Origin of the sequence: Paenibacillus sp. P36, assembly GCF_045866505.1 — a bacterium.
In the GTDB taxonomy this organism is placed as follows: domain Bacteria; phylum Bacillota; class Bacilli; order Paenibacillales; family NBRC-103111; genus Paenibacillus_E; species Paenibacillus_E chondroitinus.
The window spans coordinates 4,767,903-4,786,928 of record NZ_AP038372.1; the positions used below are offsets into that span (position 1 = coordinate 4,767,903).

General features: G+C 43.6%; 19 protein-coding genes and 1 riboswitch. Of the genes, 2 read left to right on the top strand and 17 right to left on the bottom strand.

Translation table 11 applies throughout. The annotated features are described in order from the left end of the window. Positions 1-22: 22 nt before the first annotated feature. From ACKTT9_RS21440 to ACKTT9_RS21510, 15 genes are all read right to left on the bottom strand, one after another. Entirely contained in the window at positions 23-613 is a 591-nt protein-coding gene (locus ACKTT9_RS21440; RefSeq protein ID WP_407867539.1) for a TetR/AcrR family transcriptional regulator, read from the bottom strand. A 122-nt stretch (positions 614-735) separates the two neighbouring features. After that, on the bottom strand, positions 736-1,827 hold the full coding sequence (locus ACKTT9_RS21445; protein ID WP_407867540.1) for an endospore germination permease: 1,092 nt from the start codon (positions 1,825-1,827) through the stop codon (positions 736-738). After that, positions 1,824-2,984, bottom strand: coding sequence for a Ger(x)C family spore germination protein (locus ACKTT9_RS21450; RefSeq protein WP_407867541.1), 1,161 nt, complete (start codon positions 2,982-2,984; stop codon positions 1,824-1,826). The genes ACKTT9_RS21445 and ACKTT9_RS21450 overlap by 4 nt, the downstream gene beginning before the upstream one ends. Continuing rightward, complete coding sequence (locus ACKTT9_RS21455) at positions 2,981-4,378, bottom strand: spore germination protein (RefSeq protein ID WP_407867542.1); 1,398 nt, start codon at positions 4,376-4,378, stop codon at positions 2,981-2,983. The genes ACKTT9_RS21450 and ACKTT9_RS21455 overlap by 4 nt, the downstream gene beginning before the upstream one ends. Before the next feature lie 123 nt (positions 4,379-4,501). Next, positions 4,502-5,524 (bottom strand): ROK family protein, encoded by a 1,023-nt coding sequence (locus ACKTT9_RS21460; RefSeq protein WP_407867543.1) that lies wholly within the window; start codon positions 5,522-5,524, stop codon positions 4,502-4,504. Positions 5,525-5,627: 103 nt separating this feature from the next. After that, on the bottom strand, positions 5,628-6,704 hold the full coding sequence (locus tag ACKTT9_RS21465) for a metallophosphoesterase family protein (RefSeq protein WP_407867544.1): 1,077 nt from the start codon (positions 6,702-6,704) through the stop codon (positions 5,628-5,630). A gap of 223 nt (positions 6,705-6,927) precedes the next feature. Then, entirely contained in the window at positions 6,928-7,734 is an 807-nt protein-coding gene (locus ACKTT9_RS21470; RefSeq protein WP_407867545.1) for a class I SAM-dependent methyltransferase, read from the bottom strand. Positions 7,735-7,852: 118 nt separating this feature from the next. Next, the gene (locus ACKTT9_RS21475; RefSeq protein WP_407867546.1) at positions 7,853-8,950 is read right to left on the bottom strand and encodes a Gfo/Idh/MocA family protein; all 1,098 of its coding nucleotides are present in this window, start codon (positions 8,948-8,950) and stop codon (positions 7,853-7,855) included. A gap of 74 nt (positions 8,951-9,024) precedes the next feature. Then, a complete protein-coding gene (locus tag ACKTT9_RS21480; RefSeq protein WP_407867547.1) occupies positions 9,025-10,101 on the bottom strand; it encodes a GNAT family N-acetyltransferase in 1,077 nt (358 codons plus the stop codon). Positions 10,102-10,150: 49 nt separating this feature from the next. Next, positions 10,151-10,230: riboswitch (ZMP/ZTP riboswitch) on the bottom strand. Between the two features lie 72 nt (positions 10,231-10,302). After that, positions 10,303-10,803: a CBO0543 family protein gene (locus tag ACKTT9_RS21485; RefSeq protein ID WP_407867548.1), complete on the bottom strand. Its 501-nt coding sequence runs from the start codon at positions 10,801-10,803 to the stop codon at positions 10,303-10,305. An 83-nt stretch (positions 10,804-10,886) separates the two neighbouring features. Then, positions 10,887-11,846, bottom strand: coding sequence for an alpha/beta hydrolase (locus ACKTT9_RS21490; protein ID WP_407867549.1), 960 nt, complete (start codon positions 11,844-11,846; stop codon positions 10,887-10,889). 87 nt (positions 11,847-11,933) lie between these two features. After that, positions 11,934-12,521, bottom strand: a complete 588-nt coding sequence (locus ACKTT9_RS21495; RefSeq protein WP_407867550.1) for a DUF2441 domain-containing protein — start codon at positions 12,519-12,521, stop codon at positions 11,934-11,936. 4 nt (positions 12,522-12,525) lie between these two features. Next, positions 12,526-13,203, bottom strand: coding sequence for a dienelactone hydrolase family protein (locus ACKTT9_RS21500; RefSeq protein WP_407867551.1), 678 nt, complete (start codon positions 13,201-13,203; stop codon positions 12,526-12,528). Between the two features lie 133 nt (positions 13,204-13,336). Beyond that, the gene (locus ACKTT9_RS21505; RefSeq protein WP_407867552.1) at positions 13,337-14,236 is read right to left on the bottom strand and encodes an SDR family oxidoreductase; all 900 of its coding nucleotides are present in this window, start codon (positions 14,234-14,236) and stop codon (positions 13,337-13,339) included. A gap of 46 nt (positions 14,237-14,282) precedes the next feature. Beyond that, entirely contained in the window at positions 14,283-15,488 is a 1,206-nt protein-coding gene (locus ACKTT9_RS21510; protein WP_407867553.1) for an MFS transporter, read from the bottom strand. Positions 15,489-15,618: 130 nt separating this feature from the next. On the opposite strand from ACKTT9_RS21510, the gene ACKTT9_RS21515 reads away from it, so the two are divergent. After that, positions 15,619-16,221, top strand: a complete 603-nt coding sequence (locus ACKTT9_RS21515) for a TetR/AcrR family transcriptional regulator (RefSeq protein ID WP_407867554.1) — start codon at positions 15,619-15,621, stop codon at positions 16,219-16,221. A 125-nt stretch (positions 16,222-16,346) separates the two neighbouring features. Next, positions 16,347-17,009, top strand: coding sequence for a class I SAM-dependent methyltransferase (locus ACKTT9_RS21520; protein ID WP_407867555.1), 663 nt, complete (start codon positions 16,347-16,349; stop codon positions 17,007-17,009). On the opposite strand, the gene ACKTT9_RS21525 is transcribed toward ACKTT9_RS21520, so the two are convergent. Both ACKTT9_RS21525 and ACKTT9_RS21530 read right to left on the bottom strand, forming a co-directional pair. After that, positions 16,986-18,380, bottom strand: a complete 1,395-nt coding sequence (locus tag ACKTT9_RS21525) for a sensor histidine kinase (RefSeq protein WP_407867556.1) — start codon at positions 18,378-18,380, stop codon at positions 16,986-16,988. The genes ACKTT9_RS21520 and ACKTT9_RS21525 overlap by 24 nt on opposite strands. After that, positions 18,373-19,020, bottom strand: a complete 648-nt coding sequence (locus tag ACKTT9_RS21530) for a response regulator transcription factor (protein WP_407867557.1) — start codon at positions 19,018-19,020, stop codon at positions 18,373-18,375. The genes ACKTT9_RS21525 and ACKTT9_RS21530 overlap by 8 nt, the downstream gene beginning before the upstream one ends. Between the last annotated feature and the right edge of the window lie 6 nt (positions 19,021-19,026).

The following is a 19,026-nucleotide window of genomic DNA, read 5'->3' on the forward strand; positions in this document are numbered from 1 at the left end:
TAAAGAGAAGTCCCCTTTGTATTCACAAATCATCCTTAGGAGAAACGGCATTCCAGCAGGAACAGATAGCATCGTTGATACTTTCATTCGTTAACTCGAATATCCCATACAATTGACCTTTTAACATATAGACGAACGACCCATAGTGCATTTGAACCATCATTTGCGCATCCATCGGCACAAACAACTTTTGTTTAATGGCTTCTTCATATAAGTGATTCATGGGATCACACCAACCACCTGTATAAACCTCTCGCTTCACCTCATCATGGATGTAGGGCGAGAACGAATACTGCTCGATAAATTGAAACCCCTGCGGATATTTTTTACCCAAATCAATGACCCTTTTCCAGCCCAGCTCAAACTTCTCACGGATCGTTGTACCCTGTTTTAAACCTTCGCGTACATAATGTCCATTAAAAGTGACAATTGCTTTATAGAGTTCGTTGACAATATCTTCCTTGCTTTTAAAGTAATGATAAATGTTCCCTGTTGATACACCGGATTCTTTGGCTATTAATGCCATGGAAGTCGCTTGTAGTTCCTTCTGAATGATGATATGAAGTGTTGTTTCCAGAACGGCCTGCTGCACCTTGTTGTATTCACCAAACATTCTGCTCCTCCTTTCCCATTATGAATTGAACGATCAATCTATTTTAAAATACACTTCATATTCCTATTAGTCAACTCAGCATCTATCCCCGTTAGCTATCAATAATTCTAAACAATCTCTTGCTATTCATGTGCGAGCGAGCGGCCTCTTAGGAAGCTAATGAACAATAAAAGGATCGGCAAGCCCACAATGAAAATTGGGAAAATGTAAATGATCCATACCAACTTCGCGTAATCCAATAGACCTATGATATTCGCAGGTGTTAAGGAAATAGCAAAAATGACAATCGCAGCAAATCCGATGAGAATACGCCAGTTCTTGACGCCTAGTAATTGCGCAGTTCCATAACTGTTAATAAACAAGTATATGGCTAACTTGACGAAAACGCTGAAAATCCAAATAAACATGATCCAGACATCCATATTTTGAATGAACTCCAGATAATTAATAAATCGAACCATACTAAAATACGGATAAATTAAGGTTGATCCAATATTCGTTCCAAATGTCATAACAACAAAAATTGCCGTAAGAACAGCAACCAAGGATGGAACACAAATTGCTAGCAGTGCGGGTTTCAGCATCTTTTGCGAGTTCACGATAAAAGGCGTTAACATCATGATCATCATAGACTCTCCAAGAAATGATGCGTTCACGAATGAACCCTTCAGAATTGGCACAGCCCCTGAGTCTGCAAATACAGGTAAAATTAGTTCTGGATGCAGATTCGTTACATTTAATCCGAATGTGATGAGAATGCCGATCAGCAGTAAGGGGCCTGCCAATTCACTGAAGCGAGCAATTGCTTCGATGTTTCCCGCATAATTGATGTAGACCATAGCGGAGACCATCAGAATTGCGATGACCCAAATCGGTGTGTCGTGAAAAAGAAATTGCTTAATAAATAAGGAGAATATTCGCAAAATATCCGCAGATACAGAAAACCATACCAGAATGTACAACGCAGCGATTAACTTTCCCACCCACTTTCCACACAGCTTCTGTGCAAACTCGACCAGGGTGTAAGCTGAATGTCGCTGGCTAACGAGGACTAAAATCAATGTCACAGCAATGCCAATTACCCCTGCCAAGAGCAGTGATATCCAAGCATCCTGTCTGGCCGTCTCAATTGTAGGAGATACCGTGAGCCAAATACTCATTGAAATTTCTAATGTTGTGAACATCCAAAACAATTGCCAACGCGTAATTTTCACGTTCTATCTCCTATTCCCGGGATGCGCTTGCCAATATCCCCCGTATTCTGAATTTTCAACTTAACCGACACAGATACTTCAACAGTCGGGAATAGTTGATCCCATTTATCCCGAATTTCCTTCCATTGGTAAGGATGGTCTCTATGAATTTCCTCACCGATCCCAAATACATCTTGACCATGCTGTTGTTGCATTTTCTTAATCGTTGCTTCAACTTTCTTAGCTTTCATTTCATTAAGCTTTCTTTCCAGCGGGATACGTTCTGACGAGACTGAAATATCAATATCCGTGTTATTCTCAAGAACTCTTCCTGTTCCCTCTAACTTGACGTAGGCTTTAATTGTATTGCCGTTTACTTCCGTACGAATGGATTTTTTTAAGTTGGATTCGTATAACGATATGCTGCCTTCCTCGGTTTCTTCTGTAAGGAATTGATCCTTTAACACGCCTTTCACCCAGAACAATTCCAGCGACTCTCTTCCGCTCACTTCTCCGACCATAGCCAAGTTTTTATTAAAAATAGCTACGGATTTCACTTCGATGATTTCATTTTTCTCTTGCTCATTCTTCGGCGTAATTTCAACCATCGGCATGGATGGCCGGATGCCATCTCGCCCTATATCAAGTAAGACGTCTCGTAATGCCGTGTCCCCTAACCGGCAAAACCGGTCTTGATCAACAGCCACAATCGCTGAGAACTGACTAAACGGGCTATTGATTTTCAAAACGTCTTTTCCTTCTCCATTATTTACAACGAAAATATCAGTGCGCATTCGTGTATCGGTATTTCGTGTAAATTGATCCATAATATCAACCAAACCTCTTTTTGCTAGCTTTTCGCCAATAAAAATAGACCTGCGGTGTCCAAGAAAAACTTTCCTGGGAAGCTTGTCTTGAATTTGTTGTGTCAAATCTCCGATGGTGGTTCCGGAAGCTGTGAGGACAATGTTAGCCCTTTGTTCAGATCCCCCTCCACCTTTGCTGCTTTTAAAGTCAGCAGGAACTGCAACCTGAGCGCTTTTGGTAAGTTTACCGTTTTCTGATAGATCTAGGGCCGTCCCTATCCAGAAAGCGTAATCATTAATTTCATTCCTATCCCAACAACCGGAGATGAATAGAGTTACTGTCAAAGACAGAATTAAACACAGTTTCTTCATTGTTTTCGCGATGCTGATACGTATTTTCTATTCATTCGTATAAGCGTGTCCTTCCAGAATTTTTTACCAAATGGCGTTACCGGGCTTAAATAAGGAACACCGAATGACTTCAGTGTCACAAGATGAATCATGACGAACATGATCCCGATGGCAACACCATACAAACCTAAGAATCCGCCCATTATGAGAAGTGGAAATCTTAGTATTCGATACGGCAATGCTAAACTATAGCTCGGAAAAGCAAACGATGCGATTCCTGTACCGGCAACGATCATGACAATCGGAGCTGAGATAAACCCCGCTTGCACGGCAGCCTCCCCGATAACTAGCGCCCCTACGATGCTCACAGCGGAACCTATGGCTTTCGGCAGCCGGAGACCGGCTTCCCGCAATCCCTCAAACATCAGTTCCATTAATAGTGTTTCAATCACGGTTGGAAACGGTATGCCTTCTCTAGATACCGATATACTAAGCATTAAGGCTAGTGGAATCATTTGCGGATGAAACGTCGTAAGCGCAACATACACAGAAGGTAGTAAGCAAGACACAAGGGTTAGCAAGAAACGTATAATTCTGACTGCCGAAACGTATAAGAAGCGTTCATAATGATCTTCTGCTGCTTGAAAGCCAGACCAAAATGTCATAGGCAGCAATAAAGCGTTCGGAGAACCGTCGACGATTATGGCTACTCTGCCTGCTAGCAGACTTGCGGATACGGTGTCTGGACGCTCTGTATTTTGGATTTGCGGAAAAAAAGATAAGGACTTATCCTCGATAAATTCTTCGATATAGCCGGAATCCAGCAGTTGATTCGTTTGAAAAGAATGAAGTCTTCGTCTGACTTCCTGAAGCAACTCCGGTTTCACTTGCTCTTCGATATAGGCCACGACAAAATCGGTATTGGTCAAGTCTCCTGCTTGATGCATTTCGAATTTTAAGGTCGAATGGCTTATTTTTCTTCGAATCATGCTTAAATTCGTTCTAAGATCTTCAGTAAAACCCTCACGCGGTCCACGAATCGAGGCTTCATTCGAGGGTTCATTAATTGCACGTTGTTTGAAGTCAGTTAGGTCCGCTATGTAAGCAAAAGGCTTGCCGTCCAGAAAAATAGCCGTACAGCCCTTCAAAACTTCTGCAACAATTTTAGATAATTGATAAACGGGTGTATACTGTGTCAGCCTTGTGAAATCGCGACTCAACATACACGCCGAAATAATTTGCTCCAATCGATCCGAGTCTGTCATTTCTTCAATATAAACGAGTAGAATATTCGAATGATCCATAAGTTTTAAAGGTCGGAATACGATATCGGAACAATTATGAAAAATATGCTGCAATGCATCATAATTCATCTGTACATTTTCGTATACATCCGCAGGAATGCTCATCTCCATGCTACTTCCCCCTTTCCTCAAGTCTCGGTTTATATCATGCGTGATTTCATGCTGTTTTATTCCATAAAATAGAAAAGAAGCCCTACTCAGCATGACTGTAGCAGCGCTTCTTTCGTTCCGTTCTTAACTATCCGTAATCATCAAATTTAATGCTAAATTCTGCAAGCCGGCCAGGTAGTCCTCTCTCCAATTGCTCCTCAAGAGTTGAGGCAAATGTTCCTGCGGGATGTAGGCCGAGCTTCTAGCTGCAATTTTATCCAAGAGCGCCTCGTCTACTTCATCATCACAGAAAACGACTGTCCGAGGGTTGATAATGGCAGTGAATGTGGCAATTAATCGTGCGATCGCATCAATCTGCCCCTCTTCAGCTAATAACATTCGATGGTTGCTGCCTCCATTTTTCAAGGCTTGCAGGAACGTCTTATTCTCATACTGGGGTACGAATGAAATTTCACCTGAGAAGAAGGTACTGCCCCGCACAACGTCGCCATTGATCATGATGCCGGACCCTGGTCCGTTCTGGCCGAAATACAGATAGATCAACGATTCATTCTCTATCTCATAGTTTGACGCATAACCAAGCACCGATGCATTCATATCATTTTCAACCACGACCGGTATCTGAAATTTGGATTCGAATTCCCCTTTCAGATCATAGTTAAAGTACTGCTGATAAGGAGGGATAAAAATGATTTTGCCATTGTCGACCGCGCCTGGCACTCCAATCGCTATGGAACGAAGCCTTGGATATTTCTCAATCAACGTTTCAATAAGATCTCCCAGCAATTGCGCATCTTGTTGTATGACACTTGGTTTGGTCCCCTGCTCTTTGACCTCCCCAAGACAGTTGAATATCGAATAATTCGTTTCATTTTTCTCGATAAAAATGGCCAGTCCCAGCATGAACTCAGGATCATAGGTATACCGCTTTGCCCTCCTGCCTCCGCTGGAATCATCATCGCCGGAATAACGGATTTCTCCGTCCTTCTCCATCTGAGCAATAAATTTGCTAATCGTCGGAAAGCTGATCCCCAATCTCTGACTGAGCTCCGCTTTTGTTGCGCTTCCTAATAAGATGAGTCCTGCGCGGATACGGTAGATTAACGGTTCGCTTAGCTCTTTCGGCGTCTTGAAGACATTTGTCATATCGATCAGAACCTTTCCTATTAAAAACAATATCACTTATTAAATTCATTTAATAAGTTTAGGTTCATCTTATCAGAAGTTGCAAAAAAGGGCAATACGCATCCTAACCTTTAAGCCAGTCTTTTCCAAGCATGTTTAACCAATGAAATAGTTCCGCTAGCGGCAATCCTTCCGCGATGTGAAAGCGTTCTGGCTCTTTGTCATTTCCCCCCAATGCGACTAAGAATTGTGCCTCTTGAATATAACGGTGACGATAAAAATCACGTCCTTTAATTGCCACTTTATCCTTGTAGACCTCAACATACAGACCTTCGCTTTCTTCCGGGCCTAACGCCACTTCGCCGCCGTTGCCGTTGTTTGTCCATGTCTGTTGGACAGACGATGAATTGACCATGGTGAATCTATCCTTTACAAGTGTATCTGGTGACTTTAATTCCCAATGCGTGTGGCCGGAGAAGAAGATCACTTGCGGGTAACCCGACAATATTTTTTTCAATTCCTCATGTTGAACGATCGCTCTGTTATTCGTACAGCAGAAATGCGTGCCCGCCACACTATTGGGTAAAGGTTGATGCAAAAAAACGAAAACCGGCTTATCGGCATCTACATCATCCCTCAACTTCGTGCTCAACCAGTCCAATTGCTTTTGAGATAAATAAGCATCTTCCAGATTCGCCTCATTGGATTGCCGATATTGCTCGGATCCAAGAAAAATAAAATGATACCCTTGAATGAACCTGTCATAGTAGACTTGTTTCTCACCTGTAAGCTGTAAGAATCGGGATATGGAAGCTTGCTCCGTCTCCTTATTGGGGAATAATTCTGCGCGCCATACTCGGTTTGGATCAAACCATGCTTGATAGAACTCATGATTCCCAATTGTCCAAGCCATGTTCTTCGGATGCGGATTTGACTTCACCAATTCATTTAATGCCTCATAGTCAGCTGACATACCGTTTGTTAAATCTCCATTGATAACAAGCAAATCGGAACTCGGATTCACATCGTTTAAGTCCTGCAGTGCGTCTGCAAACTTATCTTGAGACTGCTTATCCCATGACTGCACGTGGATATCGCTAATAACGGGGAAGGATAGTCTAGGCTTCTCCTCTTCTTTAACATTGAGGGGAGCAGTGAATAAAGCAAGCGATAACCCAACTTTCAATAGTCCTATTTTCACGCCTACCACACTCCATTTCCTTCCATGATGAATTCCGATATGAATTACCATAACGTTGGAATGTCAACAGGGAATTTGGTGCACCTTAAGGTTATATAAACAACCTGAGGTCTCTTTACAACATTTTCACACAACTCGACAAGATCCGACCTGAGCTACAGGGAAACATGACTCTGTAAAAAAACAAAAAAAGCTTGATTTCTCAAGCTTTTTCCCGATGTTTTTATTTTTCGTGCTTCGTGGCTTGCAGCGAGAATGTGAGGGGAATATGGTTAGCGGCGTTTTTCCATCGCCACCATCCGTCCTCGCCTTGTGCCATGAAAGGGAATCGTTGGTTGTTCCCATACGGAAACTCATGGAGATAATCCAATCGCAGGTCGGCAGCAATCAAGGCATTCACTATATTGCTGAAACTGTAGCTCCAGACATATTCAACCCCCTGCTGATTGGCCGCTGGATCAGAATGTGGAACAATTCCCTCGATTCGAAGGGGCTCTTCCGTGTGAAAGTAAGGATAGCGTGTGAGCAATTCGGTCACATCGGCAGCATCATCAAAGACATTGAGAAACGGATGCTCCTCCTGTAAGTACAATATCCCGCCAGGTTTGAGGAAATGCGCGATAATCTTCGCCCACCGATCAAGATCTGAGAGCCAAAACAAGACACCACCCGATGTAAAAACGATATCGAACTTATCCTCGAGCACTTCAGGCAGTTTGTAAATGTCCGAGCAGAGAAAACGCGCATCTAACCCCGTTTCCTTGGTCAAGCGTTCGGCGAGTGCAATCGCATCCTCGGAGAAATCTACCCCAGTAACTTGTGCTCCTAGACGAGCCCAGGAGAGCGTATCTAAACCAAAGTGACACTGAAGGTGTAGTAGCGTCTTAGAAGAAACATCGCCGAGTTCCGCTCGTTCGATTGGGGTCAAGGTAATCTTGCCTGCCTTAAACCCGGCGATATCGTATCTTGCGGCATTGACAGCTGTACGGGTGTTCCAGTGTTCGCGGTTCCGTTCCGTATAATCAGTCATAGCGTCTCGCTCCTCTGACGTCCTGTCTTGTGCTGGCAGCAGCCAGCTTGTATTAAAACAAAGATATACGGGTAGCTCGTTCAAATATGCCTGTTCTTACTTCCTAATAGTTGTTCATTTAGGAGGAAGCATTTACACCGCCTTGCGCCCAAGGCTGCGTTGTTGTCGTTAACTCTTCTCCCGACTCGATGGCCGCCTGCATCATTATAGATAAATAATGATCCTGCATGGCCTCTTCCAACCCATAGCATTCCGGCCCACCTTGTAGATAGTCCGCCATCTTATTTAAACTCGTAGCGATAGCAAGCTCATCGTCAGATAATCGGCTGGGAACAAATGGATTTTCATATACCCATTCATCATTAGCTGTAATGCCTCGGTGATAATAGCCTTCAAGGTTCCCGTTATGGCCAGTATCAATTCTTCGAAGATCACCGTATATCGGTGTTTTGAAATCCCGTAGATACCGGAACGTTTCGTCTGTTAATTCTCCGCGGTTTCCACGAACGAGTATACGATTTTTGCGAACCCAAGAAAAATACTGATCTCCCGTAAAATCAAAAAGTGCCAGCTTATTTCCGAAGGAAAGAGTAACGATATCCTGGACAGAATCAGCCATGATTTCACTTTCGGGAGGTCCATTACGCCCAGGTCCTTTCACTAGATTCGACGTAAATCTCTGTCCCCGGATGACGGCATTCTCGAAATCAATGCCAAGCAGCTTTCGTATCAAACTGATTCCATGATAACCGTGCGCAGCTGAGACTTGCGCTTGAGAAATATCGCCAAGTTTGCCGGATCTCACAAAAGCAATGCGCGCAGCATGCATCGGCTGATACAAGTATTGTTCAGCTACCTGTACGCGTCCTTTCAGCTTTTTCAGCGATTCGTACAAGTCGATCATGGTGGGAATGTCCTTAGCTGGAGGCGTCTCTGTCAATACGGGAATTCCCCGCTCGGCCAGTTCCAGTGTGCAGACGGGCGCTGCCTCCCATGGAACGCATACGACCGCGAACTGAAGTGAGCCGCTTGAAGCGAAAGAATCCATATCCCGATAGGTTTTCACACCCCACTCCTTTTCAATCTCCTTGCCGCGTTCCTCGTCACGGACTAGCATCGCCCGGACGGCGAAATGCTTAGGCAGCGCTTTGGCAATCCGCAAATAAAAATCGGCTCTCCACCCTCTGCCGACAATACCGAATTCGATTAATGACATGACCGTTCTCCTCGCTTTCGTTAAATGCCACTAAGATAATAGGAAAGTTACATGTTTTGCTAGATTTTATTTTACTAAAGGATCTGCCGTTCATACAAGTGCGCGGCCCATCCTTGCGCTTCATACCGTCCACAAAACGCAAATCCTTCACGAGTATAATATCTATTTAGTGCCGCGTTATCAGCCATACAATCAAGGCGTATCCAAGATTTCCCTTGTTCTTTGATATAGCTTTCCGCCCAATTAAGCAACCGCGTGCCAATGCCCATGCCTGGATAGTCCCGAGAGACCGCCAATCGGTGTACATAGCCAGCATTTTCATGGTGCTGATCTCTCCAGATCTCTTCGTCCCTCCATTGAATGGAAAAGCAGCCGACGGGCACTCCATCCATGTGCGCCACAAAAAACTCATCCTGTTGAATCAAATCCAACACATACGATTGTGAAAACCTCTCCTCGCGCCACTGTATAAAGCCCTGCGTCCGCTCAATCCACCTGGCGGCATGTACCAAAAGCTCTCGCACCGACTCTGCATCTGCCAGCTCTGCTCTGCGAATGTCCAGTTTGCTCTGCCAGCGGTACTCCAACCGTGCTGCCGTTTCCATCGCCAATGCTTCACCGGACAACCTGGCTACAACATGTAACGCCGCATCGAACCCTGTAGTTACACCGCCGGACATGACAATTCTTCCGTTATCAACATAGCGAACATTCTTCACAACCGTCGTACCAGGAGAAAGCATGCCTTGTAAAAGGTCGTACGCCATCCGATTCGTTGTCACGCGAAGCCCCTCCAATAAATCCGCTTTCGCCAGCAGCAGGGCTCCAGTACATATTGAAAGAACAATTTCAGCGTTGTTAGCCGCCTCACGCAACCAATTGATCAGTCGTACATTGTTTATTTCTGTGCGAGCTCCCCACCCTCCAGGCACGATGAGAATATCAATGGCAGGGCAAGTATCAAAACTAAATTGTGGCGTGATCGTGATGCCGCTAACGGTTGTCATCGGGGTTTCCTTTTCGGCTACTGTAAAGACCTGGAAATGACTGCCCAAGTATCCAGCTACCCCAAAAACATCATGTGGACCGGTAAAATCCAATGTATCTACCTTATCGTACAGCACAACTCCGACATGCCTTGTCCTCTTCATCGACATCATCTCCTCAGAAATAAAAAGAGCACTTGACCCAATGGATCAAACGCTCTGCCCAGGCGATCGGCTATATGCCATATGCGCTCCCCCGTAGTCCTCTACGTTTCGCCAGTTACGCATACCATAATTTCCCTTTATTATACAAAGGAAAAATAAAGCCGTCTAGATGAATAAAAAGATTATTTTCAGCCAAACCGATCATTGAATTGGAACTTTGAATATGACTAATAATCCAATAGCGAATAGTATGGAAATCGCATACGTAAGTATTGGGCGACTAAAATGTAAACGAAGCATTGGGAACGTGATGATATTGAACACGACGGAATACAGCATGGTCCAGCCATGAAAATGTTTGATCGCTCCTGTAAATATGTAGATGACCTCAATGAGGGAATATATGACGACCCATAATCCTATCCATAATGCTGCCTTTGCAATTCCTTTGGGGTATAAACCAAGAAATATCAGCGTTGTAGCTGCAAATGCAACCAAACAGCATATTTCAGTCCCTATCGTACTATCAATTGGCGGCTTGGGTTGGTGCTGCCATAGCGGGTAATCTTTAGTCAGCAGAACATAAAATACGTCTCCAAGCAAGAAATATAACATTGTTGCATGATATTTTTGCCAATTTCTCCAGTCTCCCCAACGCCATGCCGAAAGGACAGATATAACAGCCATAGCAATGAAAATCATCCGAATACCCCATAACATTGCATCGTTTAACTTTTATAGTCCCCTGATCCAATTATAGGTATTCAGATTTCCTGCACGCCCGATTATAATGCGGTTCTCTCCCTTTCGCGAATCCATGCATTTGCAAGCAGAATAGCCCCTCTAGCTGCAGCTGTATCCGCTAAGTCGTTGAGCATAACGAAATCATGGATAGTGCCTTGGAAGCGAACAGCTGTTACCCGAACCCCGGCTTCTCTCAGTTTATTCGCATAGGCTTCTCCTTCATCCCTTAGTACATCTGCTTCAGCCGTAATGACAAGTGCTTCGGGAAGGCCTTTCAGTTGTTCTATGCAAGCTCTTAATGGTGAGGCGGTTATTTCCGCTCTTTCTCCTGGATCAGTTGTATATTGGTCCCAGAACCATTTCATAGCATCCTGGCGAAGGAAATATCCTGTTGAAAAATCTTTATATGAGTCCGTCTCAAACGATGCATCAGTGACTGGATAAAAGAGCACCTGCTTGCGGATCTGAGGGCCACCGCGCTCCTTGGCCATTAAGGTAATGGCAGCACTCATGTTACCACCGACACTATCCCCTGCAACTGTAATATGGTCTGGATGCAATCCCTTTTCTTTGCCATGTTCGGCAACCCATTTGAGCGCGGTAAATACTTCCTCAATCGCAACAGGGTATCTGGCTTCCGGCGACAGGCTATAGTTTGTAAAAACAACCGCGGACTGAGACCCTACCGCTAATTCTCGAATTAATCGGTCATGCGTATGGACATTTCCGAAGACCCAGCCAGCGCCGTGGGTGTAGAGAATCACAGGTAGAGAACCTGAAATGTTTTGTGGACGAAAAATGGTTAGAGAGATGTCCCCTTTGGGCCCTCCCGGAATGGTTACATTCTCCACGTCAACAGGCGGCTTTGTTATGGGGCCGTCTTGAACTTCGTCAACAGCTTCCCTTCCTTTCTTTGGTCCTAAATCAAAGAGAAATGGTGGATTTGCTGTAGCTTCAACGAAATCTTGAGCAGCTTGTTCAAGTACGATCTTCTTCTTCATTTTGGAACCACCTTTCATTTGGCTTCATTTATGGTCCCAATTTATTAACCAATTTGAGGGGAAATTAATCTGTTTGTTTGTAAATCCTTAAGCGGTGAACTCATCTATTATTTCAATTACTTCAATTTTTCCATTAATCAAAAGCTCCGGAAGTTCGTTGCTCACATTCCCCTTCCAGTATTCTCTAGCTTGTTCAATTTTTAAGGAAAAAGGGATCGCATCCTCCTTAGGCAATAGATTTCCATCGCCCTCAAAGTAACTTCCATTAACCCGAAGCTTAACGATTTGCAAAACTTTCCGATGATAGGATTCAAAAATACTTTTCCATTTCAAAGCATCTCCATAACTTTTCGCAGCATATAAACAAGTTAATCTTGAAGGATATTCAGGGTATTCTTGAAGTCTAACCATCTCAACTAGCGCTTCTCTAATAGCTCTAATTGTTTGCCCTACATACTTAACAGCTACTTCGGCATTTTCTTTATCAAGTTTCAAGCCATCATTCGTGTAATGATCATTGAGAATTTGAATAAAATCTTCGCCTTTGGCATTTAATTGTTCTTTTTCAAAAAAGAAACGGTACAATGTGTTTTTCTGGTCATGATCAAAATAGATCACTTGCCCAAGAGACATCTTATTCCTAGTAACAATGTGATAAACATCCAAAACATTCATGCTCCTATCCTCCGATTGGTTCATTTCTTTTATGTTTCAGAAGCCAAGTATATAATTCTTGATTGTTATACGTTTCTTCCATGACTTTATGGCTGTGACCCAGCTCGGAGTAGTATGTCGCTCTGATGTTTCCACCTATCTTTGTTATCGATCTAACCATATCTTCTGTCCCGGATACTCGAACAACATCATCGTCCACACAATGAAATGCCCAAATGGGTATATCCTTTAGTAAATTAGCCTGCCCCGGCTCAAACCACCCTGAAATTGGCACTACAGCTGAAAAAAGTTCAGGAGCTCTTGAAGCAAAATCCCATGTTCCGTTTCCGCCCATACTAAATCCAGTTAAGTAAACTCTCTCAGCATCTACAGGGTAATTCATGATCATTTCGTCAACCAGAGCCTTCACGCAATGGAATTCTTCTACCCAATTAGAGTCTGTGGGGCACTGCGGCGTAACGATAATAAATGGAAAATCGCTTTTCCCTTCTGCTATCCAGGTAAGTCCATAGTTATCTAATAAACTAATATCTTCACCACGTTTCTTAACACCATGTAAAAACACGATTAAAGGGAATTTTGTGTCTCGGTTTATTCCATCATCATGCGGAAGGTATAATTGATAATTCATATTCGCTTTAAATGGATTCTCTTTGCTAAAAACATGATTGGATACAGACATTGTGAACCCTCCCTACTTTAAAAATCATTTTACAATTAATTCCTTCCTAGTTCATTTATTTCCTGCAACCGAATTTTTTGAAATAAAAAAGCCGCGATATACGCGGCAGTTTTTACAATTATAATTCCAACCCTTACGTTTCCGTCATAATGCCGCCATTCACATGAAGAACCTGCCCCGTCACAAAGGACGAATCGTCTGAAGCCAAATAAATGTAGGTCGGTGCAAGCTCAAAAGGCTGCCCAGCTCGTTTCATCGGTGTTTCCATACCGAAAGTTTTCACATACTCCGCAGAGTAGCTGGATACGATAAGCGGTGTCCAGATTGGGCCTGGAGCTACAGCATTCACACGGACTCCTTTACTCACTAGTTGGAGAGATAACGATCTTGTAAAAGATACGATAGCACCTTTGGTTGAGGAATAATCGACAAGCAGCGGAGCCCCGGCATAAGCAGTAACAGAAGCCGTAGAGATGATCGTACTTCCCGGCTGCAAGGAAGGAAGTGCGGCTTTCGCCATATAAAATAGCGGAAATATATTCGTACGGTACGTGTCTTCCAGCTGTTCATCCGTAATATCCATTATGCTTTCTTGCGGGAATTGAACCCCTTGATTCAATACAAGCGTATCCAACCGCCCATAATGCTCTAAGGTCTGTTTCACAACCGCTTTAGCGGCCAGTGGCTGTCTTAAATCGCATTCAATCAACAAACATCGACCACCGTAATACTCGACCATTTGCTTAGTTGCATGCGCATCTTCTTTTTCATACAAATACACAATGACTACATCTGATCCTTCTTTTGCAAATCCGATTGCCACCGCACGGCCAATACCACTGTCGCCCCCTGTAATGATCGCAACTTTGCCGGCCAACTTACCGCTTCCTTTGTAATGAGGGTTATCGGAAATTGGAATTGGGTTCATCACATACTCTAATCCGGGCTGTACGTTTTGATGTTGAGGTGGAAAGGTTAATGGCTGCAGTCGGCATCGTGTCTCATAACCGAAATAAGGATACATGGGTATCACGGCAAATCCTCCCTGCACTTCTTTGTACGATAGGGTATTCGCCTATTTAACCATTGGTTCCATTTCGAAAAATAGGACCGCTGTCTAGCGCCCCACGTTTCAAACCTATCCATGCCGCGCCAATCAAGACTAATCCTAGAAATGCTAATCCACTGGTCAGGAACAAGGGTTTTAGATCCGTATCCGAATAAAGTCTAGCGCCAATCACAGGGCCTACCGCCATCCCCAAATAGCGAACCAGATTGTATACGCCAATTGCAGTCGCGCGCTCCTCCGGAAATTGTTCGGCTAGAATGGTCACAGGAAGCGACACGGTCAACCCCATTGCGAACCCAAATAAACAGACATCACCAATTAACATTGGCAGAGACAAGTGTGCTGTTAAAGCAAACAAGATGACTGTACATGATTGTAACAAAAATGCGAATACTAAACTCGCTTTATTACCTAGCTGATTCCGCATCCAGCTTCCGATTTTAATACTAATAATGGTGGAAGCGGACATGGCCAACAGGATGGCTCCAATTTTACCTGCGGCCATATGATGAAGATTCCCTAAGATATGCGGCAGAAATACGATATAAACTAAATACACAACGCTTTGTGCAAAACCATATATCAAGACGACTGCGCTAAGATGATTTTGAAATATCACACCGAATGATTTCAAAGCAAAAGGCTTAGCTGTCGCTCCCTGAGGGTTTGTTTCAATCAATAGTTTCATGTTGGCTAACAATAACAATCCTATGATAGCTGTTAAAAAGAGAAACACGCCTTGGTATCCAAATTTCTCTCCGATCACACCACCGAGAAGCGGACCAACGGCAGGCGCAAGGAGCAACATTAGCTGATAAGTCGCCATACCTTTGGCTAATTCATTTCCACGGAACATATCGCCGATAACAGCAGCTCCAACAACGGGAATGGCTGCTGAACCAATACCCTGAAGGACGCGGAACACAAGAAATAAACCGATGGAATGGGAAAAAGCGCATCCTAGGGACGCTGCTGCATAAACAAATAAAGCCGGTATGAGAATTTTTTTTCTGCCTTTTGTATCGGCTAATGAACCAAATATGACCTGCATGACAGCAAGAGCAACCAGGAATAAAGAAACAGTCAAGCTCATCATGTAACTGGTTGTGTGTAAGTTTTTCTGCATTTCGGCCAGTAAGGGTGTATATAAATTTTGCCCAAGAGATCCGGCAAAGGCACTGAATCCGATCACGTACAAGATTAGTCTGAGTTTCATTATAACATCTCCCCCTTTATTTTTTGACTGACAATCAGTCAGTTATTTCATTGCTTTCTCATTATATTTGACTTGCAGTCAGTCAGTCAATACAATAATGATTAGCGATACAACGAGAGGGATGAAATCCGTGGCAAGAGTATCCAAAAAACCGGAAATTCGACGACAAGAAATGATAGATGCATCGCTAGAGCTTTTTAGCAGTAAGGGTTATGAACAAACGGCCGTTAGTGATATCGTCAAAAAATTAGGAGTGGCTCAAGGGACATTTTATTATCATTTCAAGACAAAAAGTGACATTATGGCGGCTATAATTGAAAGCTTGGTCACCGAGAAAGTGAATACGATCAGTGCCCTAACCGATAGCAATCTGACGACGGAAGATAAACTCCATAAGATCATTTGGGGAGAAGAACCTGGTGAGGAAGAAAGTAAGATGCTTGAGTTTCTGCACCACGAGAATAACGCATTTATTCATCAAAAGGTTCTTGTACAGACAGTCCAACAAAGCGTTCCCTACGTAATTCGCATATTGGAGCAAGGGGTGACGGAAGGTATTTTCCGCATACAGCACCTGCAGGAAACCGCGGAAATTTTGCTCATGGGCATTCATTTTATGTTTGATCCCGGCATTTTCACTTGGTCTGAGGATACGCTGAGACATAAGAAGTTGGCGTTTCAACAAGTCGTGGAACGAATGTTAGGAGACTCGTTTGCCTTTTCTCAACGATGAAAACAGCTCCGTCTATAGACGGAGCTGTAACTCATTCGCCGGATGGTTCAGGTATGCCGCGCTCTCCCCTATAATGAAATCAAAGATGCTGCAGGAATCGATTTCATTTAAAAGGAGCGGTTTGTATGATGAAAAACATGCGGAAAAACAAGGACGTCGGCATTTATGGCTTAACGGCAAAATGGTATGATAAAAATTCCCGCAAAAGCCGTTTAACGCAAATGCAAAATTATGCAAATGAAGTGGCCTCTTTCGTTAACACACCTGCAAATGTTTTGGAAATTGCGCCTGGACCGGGTTATTTGGCGATTGCGCTCGCGAAGAAAGGGTTCAACGTAACCGGCGTCGAGCTTAGCCCCGATTTTGTGAAGATTGAGAACAATAACGCAGATGAGGCAAATGTAACGGTCGATTTTAAAGAAGGTAACGCGGATCATTTGCCGTGCGAAGATCATTTTTTTGATTTTGTTATTTGCAGCGCTGCATTCAAGAATTTCAAAGATCCTGTAAAAGCGCTGTGCGAAATGCATCGTGTGCTCAAAAAAGGCGGAACATCCCTCATTATCGATATGAATAAGGATGCCACTTCTGAGGATATCAACAATGAGATTAGGGAGACCGGAATGAAAGGATTTGACAAGCATTTTGTCAAGTTCGCCTTTAAAACTTTCCTAAAACAAGGTGCTTACTCGGAAACAGATTTTGAATCGCTTTTATCAGAAACCCCATTTAAGAACTACACGATCAAAAAAGAGGGAATAAGTTTATTTGTCTATCTTCATAAATAGTGGGATCTGAAACCAAAAGGCGATAACGCCATCCCCTACTTCGAGCCCGAATGGTGCTTGATGCTTTTGTAGAATCGTTCGTGAAATGGATAAGCCTAGACCGGTGCCGCTGAATTTTTTACTCCTAGAACTTTCCATGACATAGAACGGTTCCCATACCAGCTCCCAAGGCCTGTCCTCGCCTAAATCCGTATTATTCGCTATCTCGAATCGGACGGTCCCCTCCTTGATTACCGATGTTACATTCACTCTTGCACCACTTGTGTACTTCATTGCGTTCGTCAGCCAATTATGCAGAACCGATTCCAGTTTTGAACGATCCGCCATCACCCATGTTTCCGCAGGCAAATGAATATTGGCTTCAAGTTCTAAGCCATATTGTTGATAAGGCGTGCGATAATCGCCTATTGTTTCATCAAGCAAGTGCTTAAAATTGATCACTTCAAAACGGTACGTCTCCTCTTGAAGGCGTGACAGTTCAAGCAATCGGTCGATCAGGACGGACATTGCATCGCTCTGCTGTTGAATGACATGGGCATACGTACCGTCATCCAATCCATCCTGCATCCCGCTGGCATAGACGCGGATGAGCGAGAGCGGTGTTTTCAATTCATGCGAAATATCCGCAATAAAGGTTTGCAGATTTGCGTTCTTGGCTTCGAGCGACTTATGTGCCTCTTCCAAATTGTCGCTCATTCGATTAATACTCCGAGCGAGTGATTCAATCTCATCCCCTGTTTGTATATCAACTTTGGTGAAGGATAAATGGGAGATCGCTTCAGCTGTCTCATTCAATTTACCTAGCGGTTTGACAATTCGAGCGGTATAAAGCGCAGAAAGTACGATTAGCAGCAAAAGCATGCCAACCCATATATATAGATTAAATACATTCACGATTTGGATGGTCTCATCTGAATTACTAATCGATTCACCCACTGCGAAAACAGATCCTCCTACCGACAGGAAGTTGACCAGGAAACTTGATTTCAGCTTCGACTGATCATAAATTTTGTTCACCTGTTCCCCTTCGCGCAGCTTCGCGATACTTTCCTCTGTCAGCCAAAATTTACCCAGTGCAATGCCTTTGCGATTAAGTTGAAGCAGCAGCTTATTATTCACATCATCGACGGAATCAGATAATGTCGTATAAGCGATAGTAACCTGGTACTGCTCCTCAATAACTCCAAGTTGCTGTACCAAAGAGCTGTAGGAAATAGAGACAAGTTCGGAAGACAATTCCGCCAATTTATTTTTCTTCTGATACAAGAAGAACTTCGGCAAAAAATACGTATTCACCGCAAAAGAGAGGACAAATACAAGACACAGTACTGCAGTTATCCTGATGATTAACTTGCGGCTTAGTTTACTCATTGTCCTCCACCAGAGAGTAGCCCATCCCGCGGTACGTCTTGATCCGCCTTTCGCCTATCTTTTCTCGAAGCCTACGAACGTGGGTGTCCACTGTCCTCTCCTCACCGTAATAGTCCATTCCCCACACTTGATCGAGCAGCATTTTACGGGTAATAATTTGCCCCTTGTTAAGTGCCAAATACTTCATTAATTCAAATTCCTTATGTGTTGCTTGAACGTCATTACCATTCCGATATACTTTCTGAGCATCCAGATCCACAATTAGATCACCTAACGTCATCTTCGCGCCAAGCTGCAGCAGCTTTTGAGCTCTTAACAACAAAATGCGCGGATCAAACGGTTTGCGAACAAAATCGTCCGCACCCGACTGCAAGGCAAGGAATTCATCATCCACATTCCCTTTCGCCGTCAACAGCAGCACTTTTGTCCGCCCCACTTTCTTAATTTCCCGGCACACTTCGATGCCGCTCCTTTTTGGCATCATCCAATCTAGAATGGCCAAATCAATTTTATGCTGATAAAACAAATTTATTGCTTCTTCGCCATCCTGCGCCAGAAACGTCTGAAAACCTTCTTTTATGAAATATGCCTTTATCACTTGCAGCATAAGCGGTTCATCGTCAGCTAACAACAAATTCACATACCT